Source organism: Mesorhizobium sp. B2-3-12 (assembly GCF_006442205.1).
Classification (GTDB): Bacteria; Pseudomonadota; Alphaproteobacteria; order Rhizobiales; family Rhizobiaceae; genus Mesorhizobium.
Window position 1 is genome coordinate 652,913 of record NZ_VFVR01000002.1, and the last position, 16,166, is coordinate 669,078.

The 16,166-nt window shown below is 64.9% G+C and carries 13 protein-coding genes; 10 read left to right on the plus strand and 3 right to left on the minus strand.

Features of this window, described 5'->3' with window-relative positions; genetic code table 11:
• Nucleotides 1-26: 26 nt before the first annotated feature.
• Nucleotides 27-2,813 (minus strand): autotransporter outer membrane beta-barrel domain-containing protein, encoded by a 2,787-nt coding sequence (locus FJ948_RS08530; RefSeq protein ID WP_140703302.1) that lies wholly within the window; start codon nucleotides 2,811-2,813, stop codon nucleotides 27-29.
• A gap of 227 nt (nucleotides 2,814-3,040) precedes the next feature.
• Between FJ948_RS08530 and FJ948_RS08535 the strand changes: the two genes are divergently transcribed.
• Together FJ948_RS08535 and xylB are read left to right on the plus strand one after the other, a co-directional pair.
• On the plus strand, nucleotides 3,041-4,363 hold the full coding sequence (locus FJ948_RS08535) for a tetratricopeptide repeat protein (RefSeq protein WP_140703303.1): 1,323 nt from the start codon (nucleotides 3,041-3,043) through the stop codon (nucleotides 4,361-4,363).
• Between the two features lie 80 nt (nucleotides 4,364-4,443).
• On the plus strand, nucleotides 4,444-5,898 hold the full coding sequence (gene xylB, locus FJ948_RS08540) for a xylulokinase (protein ID WP_140703304.1): 1,455 nt from the start codon (nucleotides 4,444-4,446) through the stop codon (nucleotides 5,896-5,898).
• Between the two features lie 197 nt (nucleotides 5,899-6,095).
• Here the strand turns inward: xylB and FJ948_RS08550 are convergent, their stop codons facing one another.
• The gene (locus FJ948_RS08550) at nucleotides 6,096-6,458 is read right to left on the minus strand and encodes a nuclear transport factor 2 family protein (RefSeq protein WP_140703946.1); all 363 of its coding nucleotides are present in this window, start codon (nucleotides 6,456-6,458) and stop codon (nucleotides 6,096-6,098) included.
• Between the two features lie 113 nt (nucleotides 6,459-6,571).
• On the opposite strand from FJ948_RS08550, the gene xylA reads away from it, so the two are divergent.
• Nucleotides 6,572-7,897, plus strand: coding sequence for a xylose isomerase (gene xylA, locus FJ948_RS08555; RefSeq protein WP_140703306.1), 1,326 nt, complete (start codon nucleotides 6,572-6,574; stop codon nucleotides 7,895-7,897).
• A gap of 205 nt (nucleotides 7,898-8,102) precedes the next feature.
• Nucleotides 8,103-8,312: a hypothetical protein gene (locus tag FJ948_RS08560; RefSeq protein ID WP_140703308.1), complete on the plus strand. Its 210-nt coding sequence runs from the start codon at nucleotides 8,103-8,105 to the stop codon at nucleotides 8,310-8,312.
• A gap of 24 nt (nucleotides 8,313-8,336) precedes the next feature.
• Here the strand turns inward: FJ948_RS08560 and FJ948_RS08565 are convergent, their stop codons facing one another.
• Nucleotides 8,337-9,314, minus strand: a complete 978-nt coding sequence (locus FJ948_RS08565) for a GlxA family transcriptional regulator (protein WP_140703310.1) — start codon at nucleotides 9,312-9,314, stop codon at nucleotides 8,337-8,339.
• Nucleotides 9,315-9,393: 79 nt separating this feature from the next.
• Between FJ948_RS08565 and FJ948_RS08570 the strand changes: the two genes are divergently transcribed.
• From FJ948_RS08570 to FJ948_RS08595, 6 genes are all read left to right on the plus strand, one after another.
• Nucleotides 9,394-10,311 (plus strand): 3-keto-5-aminohexanoate cleavage protein, encoded by a 918-nt coding sequence (locus FJ948_RS08570; RefSeq protein ID WP_140703312.1) that lies wholly within the window; start codon nucleotides 9,394-9,396, stop codon nucleotides 10,309-10,311.
• A 22-nt stretch (nucleotides 10,312-10,333) separates the two neighbouring features.
• Nucleotides 10,334-10,963, plus strand: coding sequence for an HD domain-containing protein (locus FJ948_RS08575; protein WP_140703314.1), 630 nt, complete (start codon nucleotides 10,334-10,336; stop codon nucleotides 10,961-10,963).
• Nucleotides 10,960-12,054, plus strand: a complete 1,095-nt coding sequence (locus FJ948_RS08580) for a carnitine 3-dehydrogenase (RefSeq protein WP_140703315.1) — start codon at nucleotides 10,960-10,962, stop codon at nucleotides 12,052-12,054. Before FJ948_RS08575 ends, FJ948_RS08580 begins: the two co-directional genes overlap by 4 nt.
• 4 nt (nucleotides 12,055-12,058) lie before the next feature.
• Nucleotides 12,059-13,222, plus strand: a complete 1,164-nt coding sequence (locus FJ948_RS08585) for an acyl-CoA dehydrogenase (RefSeq protein ID WP_140703317.1) — start codon at nucleotides 12,059-12,061, stop codon at nucleotides 13,220-13,222.
• An 86-nt stretch (nucleotides 13,223-13,308) separates the two neighbouring features.
• The gene (locus tag FJ948_RS08590) at nucleotides 13,309-15,387 is read left to right on the plus strand and encodes an acetate--CoA ligase family protein (protein WP_140703319.1); all 2,079 of its coding nucleotides are present in this window, start codon (nucleotides 13,309-13,311) and stop codon (nucleotides 15,385-15,387) included.
• Nucleotides 15,380-16,162, plus strand: a complete 783-nt coding sequence (locus FJ948_RS08595) for a carnitinyl-CoA dehydratase (RefSeq protein ID WP_140703321.1) — start codon at nucleotides 15,380-15,382, stop codon at nucleotides 16,160-16,162. Before FJ948_RS08590 ends, FJ948_RS08595 begins: the two co-directional genes overlap by 8 nt.
• Nucleotides 16,163-16,166 lie beyond the last annotated feature (4 nt).

A 16,166-nucleotide genomic window follows, 5' to 3' on the forward strand; every position in this document is an offset into this window, starting at 1 on the left:
TCACCTGAATATCAGCACACCTTGCTTCACCATTTGACGCTGAAGCCCAGATTGCCCTCAAGGACGCGGCGTTTGTCGCCGCCGAGGTTGGTTGTGTAGTCGCCGGTGGCGAAGATGCTGACCTTGTCGGTCACTTTGGCGACGATGCCGCCACCGAACTCGAACGAGGTAGACCGACCCTGCGTCGAGATGTCGGTCGTGTCGAAGCTGACACGATCGGTGCCGCCGAAATCATGCCAGATGTTGGCCTTGAGGTAGGGCTGCAGCGCCATGCCGCTGACGGTGGCCTCGCCTTGCAGCCTCGCGCCCAGCCGGCCGGTGACGCTGCCGTCGCTGTCGAAGGAAACCGAGGAGAAACGGTCCTTGGCATCGTCGAGCGACAGGTGCTGCCAGATCAGTTGCGCCTGCGGTTCGAGCGTCCAGCCCTGTGCCAGCGCTATGGGATAGCCGCCTTCCAGCGAGGCGGTGACACCGGTTCCGCCAATGTCGATGCCGACATCGCGCGACGACGTGGCGTCGCCGCCGAAGAAGGTGGCCATGAGGACGCCGTCGAGGTACCAGCCGCCCTGGCCGATGCGGGTCCAGTAGCCGCCGACGCTGGTGCCGCTGACATCGATGCCGCCGACGGACAGATCATTCTGACCCAGCGCCTGGCCATGCACGTCACCCTTCATGCTGGCATAGGCGACAAACAGGCCGGCGCGGTCGATCCCGCCAGAGGCGGTTTCGCGTCCGAAGACGTCGAAGCCCGCCTGCAAGCCGAACAAGGTGCCGTCGAAGGACGGCGACACCGTTCCAGACCAGCCCATTTTGGCGTCCTGGCCGTAGATGCGGCCCCAGACCGGCGACAGCTCCGTGTTCGACAACAGGCTCTGTTCGCCGCGCCGCTCGTGGAAGGTGCCGAGCGTCGTCATCGCCAGATGTTCGGCCACCGGCGGCAAGGCCGAATAGGTGGGCACCTCGATGCGGTAGAGCAGGATCGTCTCGCCGGCCGCCGGCGTCGGCAGGTCCGGAACGGCGGTCGGCACCACCGGTGGTGGCGGTGGTGGATCGGCCGCGGGCGCTGGCGGCGGTGGCGGCGGCGCCTCGGGCTCGGGATCGCTCGCCTGCACCGGCGGCGTCGAATCGACCGGCGGGTTGTTGATGTCGCCATCGGTCGGCACCGGAACCGGCGGCAGTTCGGAGGGCGGCGGCGGCGGCTCGACCTGGGGCGCCTCCGGCTCCGGTTGCGACGTCGGTTCGAGTGCCGACGGCCCGGCGGCCGGCGTTGCCGGTGTGTTCAGCGTCGAACGCAGATACCAGTTCTCCTCGCTGCCGGCGCTGACGCCGCCCTTGAAGAGATAATATTCGAAGGCGCCGGCGGCGACCGGCGCATCGAGGGCAAAGGCGCCGGCGCTCGATGAGGCTCCGTTGACGGCCTGGACGAGCATAATGCCGTCGGCCGTGGTCTGCGCCCCGGCACCGCCGACATTGACGACGGCAATGCCGGTCGAGCCCGAAGCCGTGCCGCCCGACAGCACCAGCCGGTCGGAAGCGGAGCTGTCGTCGCCGAGTTCGGTCTGCAACAGCAGCAAGCCGCCCATGCCGACATAATTGCCAGAAATGGTCAGGCGGTCGGTGGCGCCGGTGCCGCCATTGGTCAGGTCGATGCGGCCGGCATTGACCACTTCGGCCAATTGTCCCGCGGTAAAGGCCTGGATGGAACTGTTGAAGCCGCCGCCATAGAGCGTGCTTGCTAGGTCGACGCTGAGCTTTCCGGTGCCCGTGCCGCTGTCGCCCAGCACGAGATTGCCGTCGAGGATCAGCTGGGTGTCATTGGTGGCGTCGATGGTTTCCCAGTTCTGTACCCTGGCGATGCCGTCCAGCTTGACGTTGTCGAAGGTGAGCGCATCGGTGCCGAGGCCGCCGTTCAGCGCATCGGCTCCGCCGAGATTGGCCTTGGTGAGGTTGCTCAGCCTGGCTGTATCGTTGTCGGCGCCGAGGTCGACCGAGCCATAGATGATGCCGCCGCCATCCCAGACGAAATTGTCCGCGCCGAAGCTCATCAGCACGTCGCCGCCGACGGTGCCGCCGGTGATCGTCACGCTGTCATTGCCGCCGCTGACGCTGATGTTGCCGCCGATCGTGCCGCCGGAGAGAATGACGGTGTCCTGATCGAAGCCGGTGACCAGGTTGCGGTCGATGATGCCGCCCGACATGTTGAAATAGTTCTTGTCGAGCTTCATGTTGACGCGGCCGATGCGGCCGCCAGTCATCACCGCGCGGTCGCCATCGTCGAAGAAATCGACGATGCGCCCGCCCGTTATGGTGAAGGTGTCGAGCCCGTCGCCCTGGTTCAGCGAACCAATCAGGCCGCCGCTCATGTTGAAATCGTCGATGCCGGCGCCCTGCTGAACATTGCCGGCGACGGTGCCGCCGCCGATGGTGAAGAAATCCGTGCCGTCGCCCTGGTCGACCAGGCCGGTGATGGTGCCGGACTGCATGTCGATGCGGTCGGTGCCGGGGCCGAAGGTGACGTTGCCGCTCACCTGGCCGGTGCCGCCGGCGGGAAAGGTCAGCGTGTTGTTGCCGCTGGTATCGGTGAGGCCGCCGCCCGCATCGCCGCTATCGCAAGTGAAGGTGTCATTTCCCGGAGACGGAACCAGCACGCATGCGGCGAAGGCCGCCGAGTTAGGCAGCAACACGAGCGCTGTAGTTGCAAGTAAGCTAATAAACCATGGATTGATTCGCCGAGGCTCTCGCCGCAGCAAAGCAATAGCTCGAGGAGTGTGCTCCGAACCGTTGTCCGGAAGCTGTATTTTCAAATGCCGCATCGCGTCCCCTCTCAGATCGCGATTACAAGCCCCTTACCCGCGCCGCAATGAAGCCACAATTCGTTTGGTTTTACAAAGCCTAATCTGCCTCTCATGGTTGATGAACTGGAAAGACTAGTGGACTTAACCGGGCTAGCACGCGGTTGGCGTGTCCGTGGCCCATGTACTAGGATCGCCTTGGGCCGAAGGATCGAGGGCCCTGTCACGGGTCGATCAAAGGACACGGCATGGCAATCAAGGACGCATCCGGTCTCGCATTTTCAGGCGCAACGGAGGCAGGGTTCACGCCCTATAGCCAGGCGGTGCGTGAACTGCTGTGCTTTATCGGCGATCCCGTCGCCTCCATCGACCGCGCCATCGCGGAAGATCCCGGCTTCGTCATGGCGCATGTCTTCAAGGGCTATCTCTTCGGGCTCGCCACCGAGCGCGAGGCGACGGCCGTGGCCAAGGCTTGCCACGAGGCGGCGCTGCCGCTTGCCGCGACGACGCGCGAGCAGGCGCATGTTTCAGCCCTTGGCCACCTCGCCAACGGGCATTGGCATCAAGCCAGCCGCATTCTCGAGGACATCGCCATCGAGACCCCGCACGACGGGCTGGCACTGCAGGTGGGCCACCAGATCGATTTCTTCACCGGCAATGCCCGCATGCTGCGCGACCGCATCGCCCGCGCCCTGCCATCCTGGCAACGCGGCATGCCCGGCTACCACGCCATGCTTGGCATGCAGGCGTTCGGGTTGGAGGAAATGGGGGACTATGTCAGGGCCGAGCAGCTTGGCCGCGCGGCGGTCGAGATCGAGCCGCGCGACGGCTGGGCGCAGCATGCCGTCGCCCATGTCATGGAAATGCAAAGCCGGCAAAGGGACGGCATTGCCTGGATGCGTGCCAATCCCGAAGCCTGGACGAGGGAGAGCTTCCTGCAGGTGCACAATTGGTGGCATCTGGCGCTGTTCCACTATGATCTCGGCGAGACCGACGAAGTGCTGGCGCTCTATGACGGCCCCATCTACAGCGTGCCATCGACGATGGCGCTCAACATGGTCGATGCCTCGGCAATCCTGTGGCGACTCTATCTTGGCGGCATCGATGTCGGCGACCGCTGGACGGCAATCGCCGCCAACTGGCGCAAGGCCGGCGCCGGCAACTATGCCTTCAACGATGCCCACGCAATGATGGCGTTTGTCGGCGCCGGGCTCGACGGCCCGGCCCGGACCTTGCTCGAGACCCAGGGCGAGGCCATGCACGGCAACGACGACAATGCGGCCTTCACTAGGGATGTCGGCCATCCCCTGACGCTCGCCATCAAGGCGTTCGGTGATGGCAATTATGCCGAGACCGTGCGCCTGATCCGGCCAATCCGGGCGGTCGCCCACCGTTTCGGCGGCAGCCACGCGCAGCGCGACGTCATCGATTTGACGCTGATCGAGGCGGCGCTGCGCGCCGGTGACGCTGCGCTTGCCAGGGCGCTCGCGGCGGAACGGTCGATGGCGCGACCCGACAGTCCGCTGTCGGCGCTCCTTTCACGGCGTGCGGCCGATTTGTCGGAGAATTGACCCGCGACGGTTCTTGCCTTAAAAACTGGCTGAAGCATATTTTTCGGGCTCCGAAAAAAATAAGAACGTGGGAGGAAACCATGTATCTCGGCCTCGACCTGGGCACGTCGGGCGTCAAGGCGCTGCTGATCGACGCCGGACAGGGCGTCATCGGCTCCGGCCATGGCTCACTTGATGTCTCGCGGCCGCATCCCGGCTGGTCCGAGCAGGACCCGTTACACTGGATACGCGCCTGCGAGGACGCGATCGCGGAGCTGAAAGCCTCCCATCCGGCACAGGTCGCGGCGGTGAAAGGCATCGGCCTCTCCGGCCAGATGCATGGCGCGACCTTGCTCGATGCCGCCGATCAGGTGCTGCGCCCCTGCATTCTCTGGAACGATACGCGCAGCCATGTCGAGGCGGCGGCACTCGACGCCGATCCGCGCTTCCGCGCTCTCACCGGCAACATCGTCTTTCCCGGTTTCACCGCGCCCAAGCTCGCCTGGGTGAAGAACAACGAGCCCGCCGTCTTCGCCAAGGTAGCAAAAGTGCTGTTGCCGAAGGATTTCCTGCGGCTCTGGCTGACCGGCGAACATATGTCGGAAATGTCCGACTCGGCCGGTACGTCCTGGCTCGATGTCGGCAAGCGCCGCTGGTCGCCAGAGCTTCTCGCCGCGACATCGCTCGACGAGAAACACATGCCGTCGCTGGTCGAGGGCACCGCGAAGGCCGGCGGCCTGCGCGCCGAATTGGCGTCCAAATGGGGCATCGCGGCCGGCATTCCGGTGGCTGGCGGCGCCGGCGACAATGCGGCTTCCGCCTGCGGCATGGGCACGGTCGGCGCCGGCCACGCTTTTGTCTCGCTCGGCACGTCGGGCGTGCTGTTTGCCGCCAATGCATCCTATCTGCCCAACCCGGCAAGCGCGGTGCACACCTTCTGCCACGCGCTGCCAAACACCTGGCACCAGATGGGCGTCATCCTGTCGGCGACCGATTCGCTCAACTGGCTGTCGGAAATCACCGGCAAGGGCGCCGGCGAGTTGACCGGGGAACTCGGGGAGACGCTGAAAGCGCCGAGCGGCGTGTCCTTCCTGCCCTATCTCTCGGGGGAGCGCACGCCGCATAATGATTCCGCCATTCGCGGTTCCTTCACCGGCCTGGCGCATGAATCCAGCCGCGCCGTGCTGACCCAGGCCGTGCTCGAAGGCGTCGCCTTCGCCTTCCGCGACAGCCTCGAAGCGCTGAAGACGGCCGGCACCAGCTTGACGCGGGTGACCGCGATCGGCGGCGGCTCGCGCTCGCGCTACTGGCTGAAGGCCATCGCCACCGCGCTGCAGCTGCCGATCGACATCCCCGCCGATGGCGATTTCGGGGCTGCGTTTGGTGCGGCAAGGCTCGGGCTGATCGCGGCGACGGGCGCCGATCCGCTGGCCGTGTGCACGGCGCCAAGGACGGATGCGACGATCGAACCGGATGCTGGTCTTGGTGGGGCGTATACCGATGCCTATCAACGCTACCGGGCGTTGTATCCGGCGATCAGGGCTGTAACCGCGTGATTTGGCGCGAGGCGCCCCCCTCTGCCCTGCCGGGCATCTCCCCCTCGAGGGGGGAGATTAGCAGCGTCGACGGCTCAGCCAATCATGATGGGCTGGTAATTTGCGAAGCCGGAAAAGCCAGCCAATCTCCCCCCTCGAGGGGGAGATGCCCGGCAGGGCAGAGGGGGGCGCCTCGCACCTCCCTTCCTAAGTTAGCCTCACTGCGCCGGCACCTTGTCCAGAAACCCGGTGACGCTCTTCAGGCGCCCGTCCTCGATGAGACCGATATCAGTGCCTTCGATGACGGACGGGACCCCTTCCGGCCCGAGATTCCACGAAAATCGGATCTTGTCGGCAAAGCCGTCCGGCGTGCCCTTAAGCGAGAAGCGGAAGCCGGCAAAGCGCTGCTGGACGCCGTCGATCAGCGCCGCAATGCCTTCATGGCCGTCGCCCTGCATGAGCGGATCGCGATAGCTGACGTCTTCGGTGAAAACAGCCTCGAGCAAGGCTGCCCGGCGGTCGGCGTCGCTCTCGTTCCAGGCGGTGATGTAGTTCTGGGCGATCGTGGTGAGGTCGGTCATCATCTGTCTCCTTCGTTGGCGGTTTTGACAGGACCGTTTTCGACCAGCGCCGGCGTGAAACCAATTACGCCTGAGGTAATCGGGCAAAACTATCTTGGAGAGGAAGAGAACCCATGAGCAGCGGATTTTTCGGCGACATCCAGACAATCAAATATGAGGGACCGGATTCGACCAATCCGCTGGCCTATCGTTTCTACAACCCCGACGAAGTGGTCGCCGGCAAGCGGCTGGAAGACCATCTGCGCTTCGCCGTCGCCTACTGGCATTCCTTCGCCTGGCCAGGCGGCGACCCGTTCGGCGGCCAGACCTTCGACCGTCCCTGGTTCCCCAAGGCCGGCGGCGTCGACACTATGGAACTGGCGAAGCTGAAAGCGGACGTCGCTTTCGAGATGTTCTCGCTGCTCGGCGCGCCCTATTTCTGCTTCCACGACGCCGATGTGCGGCCAGAGGGCAAGGATTTCTCCGAAAGTGCGGCCCGCCTGGATGAGATCGCCGATTATTTCGCCGGCAAGATGAAGCAGACCGGCGTCAAGCTTCTCTGGGGCACGGCCAACCTGTTCTCAAACCGCCGCTTCATGTCGGGCGCGGCGACCAATCCCGATCCGGATGTCTTCGCCTACGCGGCAGCGACGGTGAAGAACTGCATCGACGTCACCAAGCGGCTGAAGGGCGAGAACTACGTGCTGTGGGGCGGGCGCGAGGGCTATGAGACGCTGCTCAACACCGACCTTGCCCGCGAGCAGGAGCAGGCCGGCCGTTTCCTCAACCTCGTCGTCGACTACAAGCACAAGATCGGCTTCAAGGGTACCATCCTGATCGAACCGAAGCCGCAGGAGCCGACAAAGCACCAGTACGACTATGATGTCGCGACCGTTTACGGCTTCCTCAAGCGCTTCGGTCTCGAGAAGGAGGTCAAGCTCAACATCGAGCAGGGCCACGCGATTCTCGCCGGCCATTCCTTCGAGCACGAACTGGCCTTGGCCAATGCGCTGGGGGTCTTCGGCTCGATCGACATGAACCGCAACGACTACCAGTCGGGCTGGGACACCGACCAGTTTCCCAACAACGTGCCTGAGATGGCGCTTGCCTATTACCAGGTCCTGCAGGCCGGCGGCTTCAAGACCGGCGGCACCAATTTCGACGCCAAGCTGCGCCGCCAGTCGCTCGACCCGCAGGATCTGCTGATCGGCCATATTGGCGGCATGGATTCTTGCGCGCGCGGCCTCAAGGCGGCAGCCAGGATGGTCGAAGACAAGGCGCTGTCTGGCCCGCTGGCGGAGCGCTATGCCGGCTGGAGCAGCGCCGAGGCCAAGGCGATGCTTGCGGGCAAGCGGACGCTGGAGGAGATCGCGGAGCGCGTGGTGAAGAAGAAGATCGAGCCGCAACCGCGCTCCGGCCGCCAGGAACTGCTGGAAAACATCGTCAACCGCTACGTCTGACGCTGCCTGACCATCGGCAATCCAAGCCGGCGTACTATTCGATTCGAAAGCTTGGCGCGCGGAAACCTTTTGCGCGCCATGCTGAAATCGACGACAAGGTTTTGCCCTTGCCGCCTCTCAATGACCTCGCTCCTGCCTTCAAACTGCCGTCACGAATCTCGTATAGATATCGCTCGTGGCGGGAGAGGAAGAAGGAGGCGACCCGATGCAGAACGAACGTGAAATCGACGCCCTGCTCTCACCTGAAGCGGCCGGCTCGATCATCGACCGGCTGATGGCCATGCCGCATCCCCGGGATGGCGCGCGCCGCACCAACGAATGGGACCGCGCCGTCGCCAGCCGCTTGGAGACCCATCTCGCACGGCAGATGCGCTCGCAGATCAACGGCGGCAGCGACCGCCAGAATGCTGCCTGATTCCCGAATCGACCACGGCCCTAATCAACCGCGGCGAAGCCTGACGGGGGCTTCGCCAAAAGCTCTCGAAAAGGCTCTCGAAAAGGCCGCGGCGGACGAAAAACCCGTCCGCCCGGCAATGTCGGCCATGGCGATCCGCGTGTCGACCACGAGCCGGCGCGCGGCGCCCAGCCGCAGCCTGAGATAATAGGCGCCCGGCGTCTCGCCGATCGACTTTCGAAAGATGCTCTCCAGGGTCCGCGCCGTCACACCGGCGCGCTTGGCGACCGCTTCTATGGTCAGCGGCTGGTCGACATGCGATTCCATCAGCCGGATAGCCTGCGCCAGGCGCGGATCGTAGCCGTCGAGCCGGCCGAGCGAGACCAGCGGCTGCGCATCGGTCGCGGCACGGGCCTGGTCGTAGATGAAGACGCTGGCGACATCGAGCGCCACGGCCATGCCGAGCCGCGTGCGAACGAGATGCAGCATCAGGTCGAAGGTCGGCGACGCGCCGCCCGAGGTGAACACCGGCCCGTCGATGACATAGCGGTCCGGCCGGACGTCGACGCCGGGAAAGGCCGAGGAAAAATCCTCCATGTCCTCCCAATGGGTGGTGGCGCTGCGGCCTTCCAGCAGGCCGGCGCGCGCCACCAGCCAGGTGCCGGCCTCGACACCGCCGCAGGCGCGGGCCGCGCGCGCCGCCCTCCGCAACCCTGAAAGCAGAGCCGACGTCGCGTAATTCTGGGTGCCGAAACCGGCGACGACGACGAGAACGTCGGTTGGCTCGGCCGCGTCGAAACGGCCGCTGACCGCCACCGGCAGGCCGCATGTGGTGACCGGCGCCTCGCCGGTGACCGAGACCAGCTTGAAATCGAACAGGGTCTCGCCGGAGATGCGGTTGGCGGCGCGCAACGGGTCGACGGCCGAGGCGACGCACATGATGGACGACCCGGAAAACACCAGGAACGTCACCTTGAGGGTCTCGCGTTCGGCGCGAAAGACAGATTTTTCGCTTTTGATCATATCGTCTTCGTAAAACGCAAAGCAGTTTCGATCAAGGCAAGCGATGCTTGGTGCCTGTTCGAATGGGAGGAAAGTTCCGATGCCGCTTGCGATGAACCGTGAGGTCTTCATTACCTGTGCCGTGACCGGTTCCGGCGGTTCGCAGGATCGCAGCCCGCATGTGCCGCGCTCACCCAAGCAGATCGCCGATTCGGCCATCGATGCGGCCAAGGCGGGTGCGGCCATCGTCCATTGCCATGTGCGCGATCCTGAAACCGGCAAGCCCCGGCGCGACGTGCATCTCTACCGCGAGGTGACCGAGCGCATCCGCGCGGCGGACGTCGACGTCATCCTGAACCTCACCGCCGGCATGGGAGGCGACATGGTGTTCGGCTCGCCGGAAGCGCCGCTGCCGCTCAACGAAAAGGGCACCGACATGGGCGGCGCCACCAACCGCATGGAGCACGTGCGCCAGTGCCTGCCGGAAATCTGCACGCTCGACTGCGGCACGATGAATTTCGCCGAGGCCGACTATGTCATGACCAACACGCCCGGCATGCTGCGCGCCATGGGCGGCATGATGACGGCGCTCGGCGTCAAGCCGGAGATCGAGGCCTTCGACACCGGGCATCTGTGGTTCGCCAAGCAGCTGGTCGAGGAAAAGGTGCTCAACCCCGACGCGCTGGTGCAGCTCTGCATGGGCGTGCCGTGGGGTGCGCCCGACGATCTCAACACCTTCATGGCCATGGTCAACAACGTGCCCTCGACCTGGAACTGGTCGGCCTTCGCCATCGGCCGCAACCAGATGGCCTATGCGGCGGCGGCGGTGCTCGCCGGCGGCAATGTCCGCGTCGGCCTGGAAGACAATCTCTGGCTCGACAAGGGCGTGCTGGCGACCAATGCGCAGCTGGTCGAGCGCGCCGCCTCGATCGTCACCAATCTCGGCGCCCGAATCCTCGGGCCGGAGGAAGTGCGCAAGAAGCTGAACCTGACCAAGCGGGCGCCGATAACGGCATAAATTATTCGCAGGGAGGGTCGATATGGCTACCGTCAAATTCACCGCGATGAAGGATGGCGACAGGGACGACTACGAGTTCCTGACCGCCCATGAGATCGACTACGCGGCCAGGACCGGCGAGCGGCTGCTCGATGCCCTGGTCCAGCTTGACGAAGGCCTGTCGGGCTACAAGATCACCCGGCTCGGCCATTCGCTGCAAGCGGCGACACGGGCCTGGCGCGATGGCGCCGACACCGACTGGATCGCCTGCGCCCTGCTGCACGATATCGGCGATATCTACGCGCCCTACAATCACGACGAATATGCCGCGTCGATCCTGAAACCCTTCGTGCGCGAGCAATGCACCTGGGTGGTGGAAAAGCACGGCGACTTCCAGCGGCTCTATTACGCCCATCATCTCGGCGGCAACAGGCACGCGCGCGACCGCTTCGCCGGCCATGCCTATTTCGATGATTGCGACCAGTTTTGCGAGCGCTGGGACCAGTCCAGCTTCGATCCCGATTACGAGACGTTGCCGATCGAGTTCTTCCGGCCCTTCGTTCTCGAAGTCTTCGCCCGCAAGGCCTACGACCCCTCGGTGATCCGCGCCGGCGAGCGCGAGCCCCTCACCGATCCCCAGACAGCCAGCACAAGAACCGGAGCTTCCGCATGAGCATCATCAACAAGGCGGCCGCCATCGGCGGCGGTGTCATCGGCGCCGGCTGGGTGGCGCGGCTGCTCTTGAACGGCATCGATGTGTCGATCTTCGATCCCGATCCCGAGGCCTCGCGCAAGGTCTCGGAAGTGATGAAGGGCGCGCGTCGCGCCTACAGGCAGATGGTGCCCGGCGGACTGCCCAAGGAGGGCAAGCTCACCTTCGCCAAGACGATCGCCGAAGCGGTGGCCGACGCCGATTTCATCCAGGAAAGCGTGCCGGAACGGCTCGACCTCAAGCACCGCGTGCTGGCCGAGATCGACGCCCATGCGCCGGCCAACGCCATTGTCGGTTCGTCCACATCAGGCATCAAGCCGACCGACATGCAGGTGGCGATGAAGAAGCATCCGGAGCGGCTGGTCGTCGGCCATCCGTTCAACCCGGTCTACCTCCTGCCGCTGGTCGAGATCGTCGGCGGCGACCAGACCTTCCCCGAGGCGATCGAGGTCGCCAAGGAAATCTATGCCTCGATCGGCATGAAGCCGGTCGTCATCCGCAAGGAAATCGAGGCTTTCGTCGGCGACCGCCTGCTCGAAGCGGCATGGCGCGAGGCGCTGTGGCTGATCAAGGACGGCATCTGCACCGTCGAGGAACTCGACGATATCATGCGCTACGGCTTCGGCCTGCGCTGGGCGCAGATGGGCATGTTCCAGGTCTACCGCGTCGCCGGCGGCGAAGCCGGCATGCGCCACTTCATGGCGCAGTTCGGGCCCTGCCTGAAATGGCCATGGACCAAGCTGATGGACGTGCCCGAGTTCAACGACGAGCTGGTCGACCTGATCGCCACCCAGTCGGACGACCAGGCACATGGCCTGTCGATCCGCGAACTGGAAAAGATCCGCGACGACAATCTGGTCGCCATCATGGATGCGCTGTCGAAGCAGAACAAGGGCAAGGGCTGGGGCGCCGGCGCACTACACAAGGATTACACCAAACAGCTCGCCAAGCTGGCGGCGAAGAAGCCCGTGGCTTCAAAGGCGGCGGAAAAGGCCAAGGCCGCCAAGCCGGTCAAGAAAGCCGAAAAGCCGAAGAAAAAGAAGAAGGGCTGAGAGCATGGATTTCGGTCTTTCGGAAGAGCAAAAGCTCATCGTCGAGACGACGCGTGCCTTCGTCGAGAACGAGCTTTATCCGCATGAGCGCGAGGTCGAGCGCACCGGCGTGTTGCGCCGCGAGCTGATCGAGGAGCTCAAGGCCAAGGCGATCGAGGCCGGGCTCTATGCAGCCAACATGCCGGCCGATGTCGGCGGTGCGGGTCTCGATACGGTGACCTGGCTGCTCTACGAAAAGGAGCTCGGCCGGGCCAATTACGCGCTGCACTGGACCTGCGTGGCGCGCCCCTCCAACATCCTGCTCGCCGGCACGCCGGAGCAGCGCGAAAAGTATCTTTTCCCCTGCATCCGTGGCGAGAAATGGGATTGTCTCGCCATGACCGAGCCCGGCGCAGGCTCCGACCTGCGCGGCATGAAGGCATCAGCCGTGCAGGACGGCGACGACTGGGTGCTGAACGGCACCAAGCATTTTATCTCCCATGCCGATCTCGCCGACTTCGCCATCGTCTTCATGGCCTCGGGCGAGGAAGAAACCGCGCGTGGCAAGCGCAAGAAGATCACCGCCTTTTTCGTCGACAAGGGCACCAAGGGTTTCACCGTGCGCGACGGCTATCGCAACGTCTCGCATCGCGGCTATACCAACGCCATCCTCGAATTCGACGATTGCCGGCTGCCGGCATCCCAGGTCCTGGGCGAGGTGCACAAGGGCTTCGACGTCGCCAATTCATGGCTCGGCGCCACGCGCCTGCAGGTCGGGGCCACCTGTCTCGGCCGTGCCGAGCGGGCGCTGGGCCATGCCATCGAATACGCAGCGCAGCGCCAGCAGTTCGGCCAGCAGATCGGCAAGTTCCAGGGCGTGTCGTTCAAGCTCGCCGACATGGCGACGGAACTCAAGGCCGCCGACCTGATGGTCTTCGAAGCTGGCTGGAAGTACGATCAGGGCACCGTCACCGACCAGGACATGGCCATGGCCAAGCTGAAGGCCACCGAAATGCTCGCCTTTGTCGCCGACGAGGCGATCCAGATCCATGGCGGCATGGGGCTGATGGACGACCTGCCGCTGGAGCGCATCTGGCGCGACGCCCGGGTCGAACGCATCTGGGAAGGCACGTCGGAGATTCAGCGACATATTATTTCGCGGGCGCTGCTGCGTCCGTTCGGCGCTTAGAGCATGATCGCCAAGGCTGGAATTCGGTTTTGTCGGGCAAACGAGATCATTTGTCCTGAGATCGCGTTCAAAAAGAAAAGATGACCATGCATAAACTCGAACGTCTCCTGCGCCCGAAATCGATCGCCGTGTTCGGTGGCGTGCAGGCCGCCGCCGTCGTGGCGCAATCGATCAAGATGGGTTTTGCCGGCGAGATCTGGCCGGTGCATCCGACCAAGGACGAGGTCGCCGGCCGCAAGGCCTACCGGTCGGTCGCGGACCTGCCGGGTGCGCCTGACGCGGCCTTTGTCGGCGTCAACCGGCATTTGACCATCGAGGTGATCAAGGCGCTGGCCGAACGCGGCGCCGGCGGCGCCGTCTGTTTTGCCGCCGGATTTCTCGAAACCGAGGCCTATGACGACGACGGCGAAAGGCTGCAGGCCGAACTGGTCGCGGCCGCCGGCCAGATGCCGATCATCGGGCCGAACTGCTACGGCCTGATCAACTATGCCGACGGCGCGCTTTTGTGGCCCGACCAGCATGGCGGCATCAGACTGGAGGAGGGCGGCAAGGGCGTAGCCATCATCACCCAGTCGTCCAACATCGCCATCAACATGACGATGCAGAAGCGCGGCCTGCCGATCGCCTTCCTGATGACCGCCGGCAACCAGGCGCAGACCGGACTGTCGGAAATGGCGCTCGGCCTGATCGAGGACGAGCGCGTCACCTCACTCGGCCTGCATATCGAGGCTTTCGACTCGGTAGCCGGCTTCGAGCGCCTGGCGGCGCGGGCGCGCGAGCTCAGGAAGCCGATCATCGCCATGAAGGTCGGCCGCTCCGAACAGGCACGGCAGGCCACCGTCTCGCACACCGCCTCGCTCGCCGGCTCGGACGCTGCTTCGGGCGCTTTCCTCAGGCGGCTCGGCATTGCACGGGTCGATTCCATCCCCAGCTTCATCGAGGCGCTGAAGCTGCTGCACATCACCGGGCCGTTGCCCGGCTATACCTTGTCGTCGATGAGCTGCTCGGGCGGCGAGGCCTCGGTTATGGCCGACAGCGCCGAGGGTCGCTGGGTCAACTTCCCGGTGCTGACGGAAACCCATCGCGCCCACGTCAAATCGACGCTCGGGCCGCTGGTCGCGGTGGCCAATCCCCTGGACTACCACACCTTCATCTGGAACAACGAGCCGGCGATGACGGCCACCTTCACCGCCATGGTGTCGGGCGGCTTCGATCTCAACATGCTGGTGCTCGACTTCCCGCGCCCCGACCGCTGTTCGGTGACCGACTGGTGGGCGACGCTGCGCGCCTTCGAATCGGCACTGAAGACCAACAAGGCGCATGGCGCCATCGTCTCGTCGCTGCCCGAGAACCTGCCCGAGGAATACACCGCCGAGCTGATGGCGCGCGGCATGGTGCCTTTGTTCGGCATTTCGGAAGCGATGGACGCCGCAGGCGCAGCAGCCTTCATCGGATGGGCATGGGCTGAACCGCAGGCGCAGCCGGTCGACACATCCGCTGCCGGCGCCGCTGGCGGCGATCACGTCACGCCCGACGAGGCGCAAGCCAAGGCGCGGTTGATCAAGGCCGGGCTGCCCGTGCCCAGGGGCGAGCGCGCCGGCAATGCGGTCGAGGCGGTGATCTCGTCGATGGCGCTCGGCTTCCCCGTCGCCCTGAAAGCGCTCGGCGTCACCCACAAATCGGAGGTCGGCGCCGTTCGGCTCAACCTCAAGGACGCCGAATCGGTGAGCACGGCGGCGCACGATCTTCTGCCGCTCGGCACCGGGCTCTATGTCGAGCGCATGGTGCGCGACGGGGTCGCCGAACTGATCGTCGGCTTCACACGCGACCCGATGTTCGGCGCTGTCATGACACTGGGCACCGGCGGCGTGCTGGTCGAACTGCTGCGCGACAGCGTCACGCTGATGCTGCCGGCGACGCGCGACGACATCGAAGCCGCGCTACGCGGGCTGAAACTGTTCCCGCTGCTCGAAGGCTATCGCGGCCGGCCGAAAGCCGACGTCGCCGCCGCCATCGACGCGATCGCTGGCATTGCCGGTTTCGTGCAGCAGAATGCCGGCGAGATCGAGGAACTCGACATCAATCCGCTGATCGTCTGCTCGGAAGGCAAGGGCGCCTGGATCGCCGACGCCTTGCTGGTGCTTGGAGAAAAGAAGAATGTCTGACGTCATTTCGACCCGCCGCGAAGGCTCGATCCTCGAGGTCACGCTCGGCCGGCCCAAGGCCAATGCGATCGACCTGAAAACCTCACGGCTGATGGGCGAGACCTTCAAGGCGTTCCGCGACGATCCGGACCTACGCGTCGCCATCGTCAAGACAGCCGGCGACAAGTTCTTCAGCGCCGGCTGGGACCTCAAGGCCGCCGCCGGCGGCGACGCGGTCGACGGCGACTATGGCGTCGGCGGCTTTGCCGGCCTGCAGGAATTGCGCGACCTCAACAAGCCGGTGATCGCCTGCGTCAATGGCATGGCGGTGGGCGGCGGCTTTGAACTCGCGCTCTCCTGCGATCTCATCTACGCCTCGGACCATTCCTCCTTCGCGCTGCCCGAAATCCGCGCCGGCACGCTGGCCGATGCCGCGACCATCAAGTTGCCGAAGCGCATCCCTTACCATGTCGCCATGGACCTTCTGCTCACCGGCCGCTGGATGGACGTCGCCGAGGCGCATCGCTGGGGCCTGGTCAACGAGGTGCTGCCCAAAGACAAGCTCGAGGACCGCGTCTGGGAGATCGCCCGCCTGCTCGCCAGCGGCCCGCCGCTGGTCTTCGCCGCGATCAAGGAGACGGCCCGGGTGGCAGAATCGCTGACCTTCCAGGATGCGATGAACAAGGTGACGCGCCGGCAGTTGGCCACGGTCGATAGGCTCTATGGGTCGGAGGACGGCATGGAGGGGTTCCGTGCTTTCGCGGAAAAGCGCGAGCCGGTGTGGAAGGGGAAGTGACGCT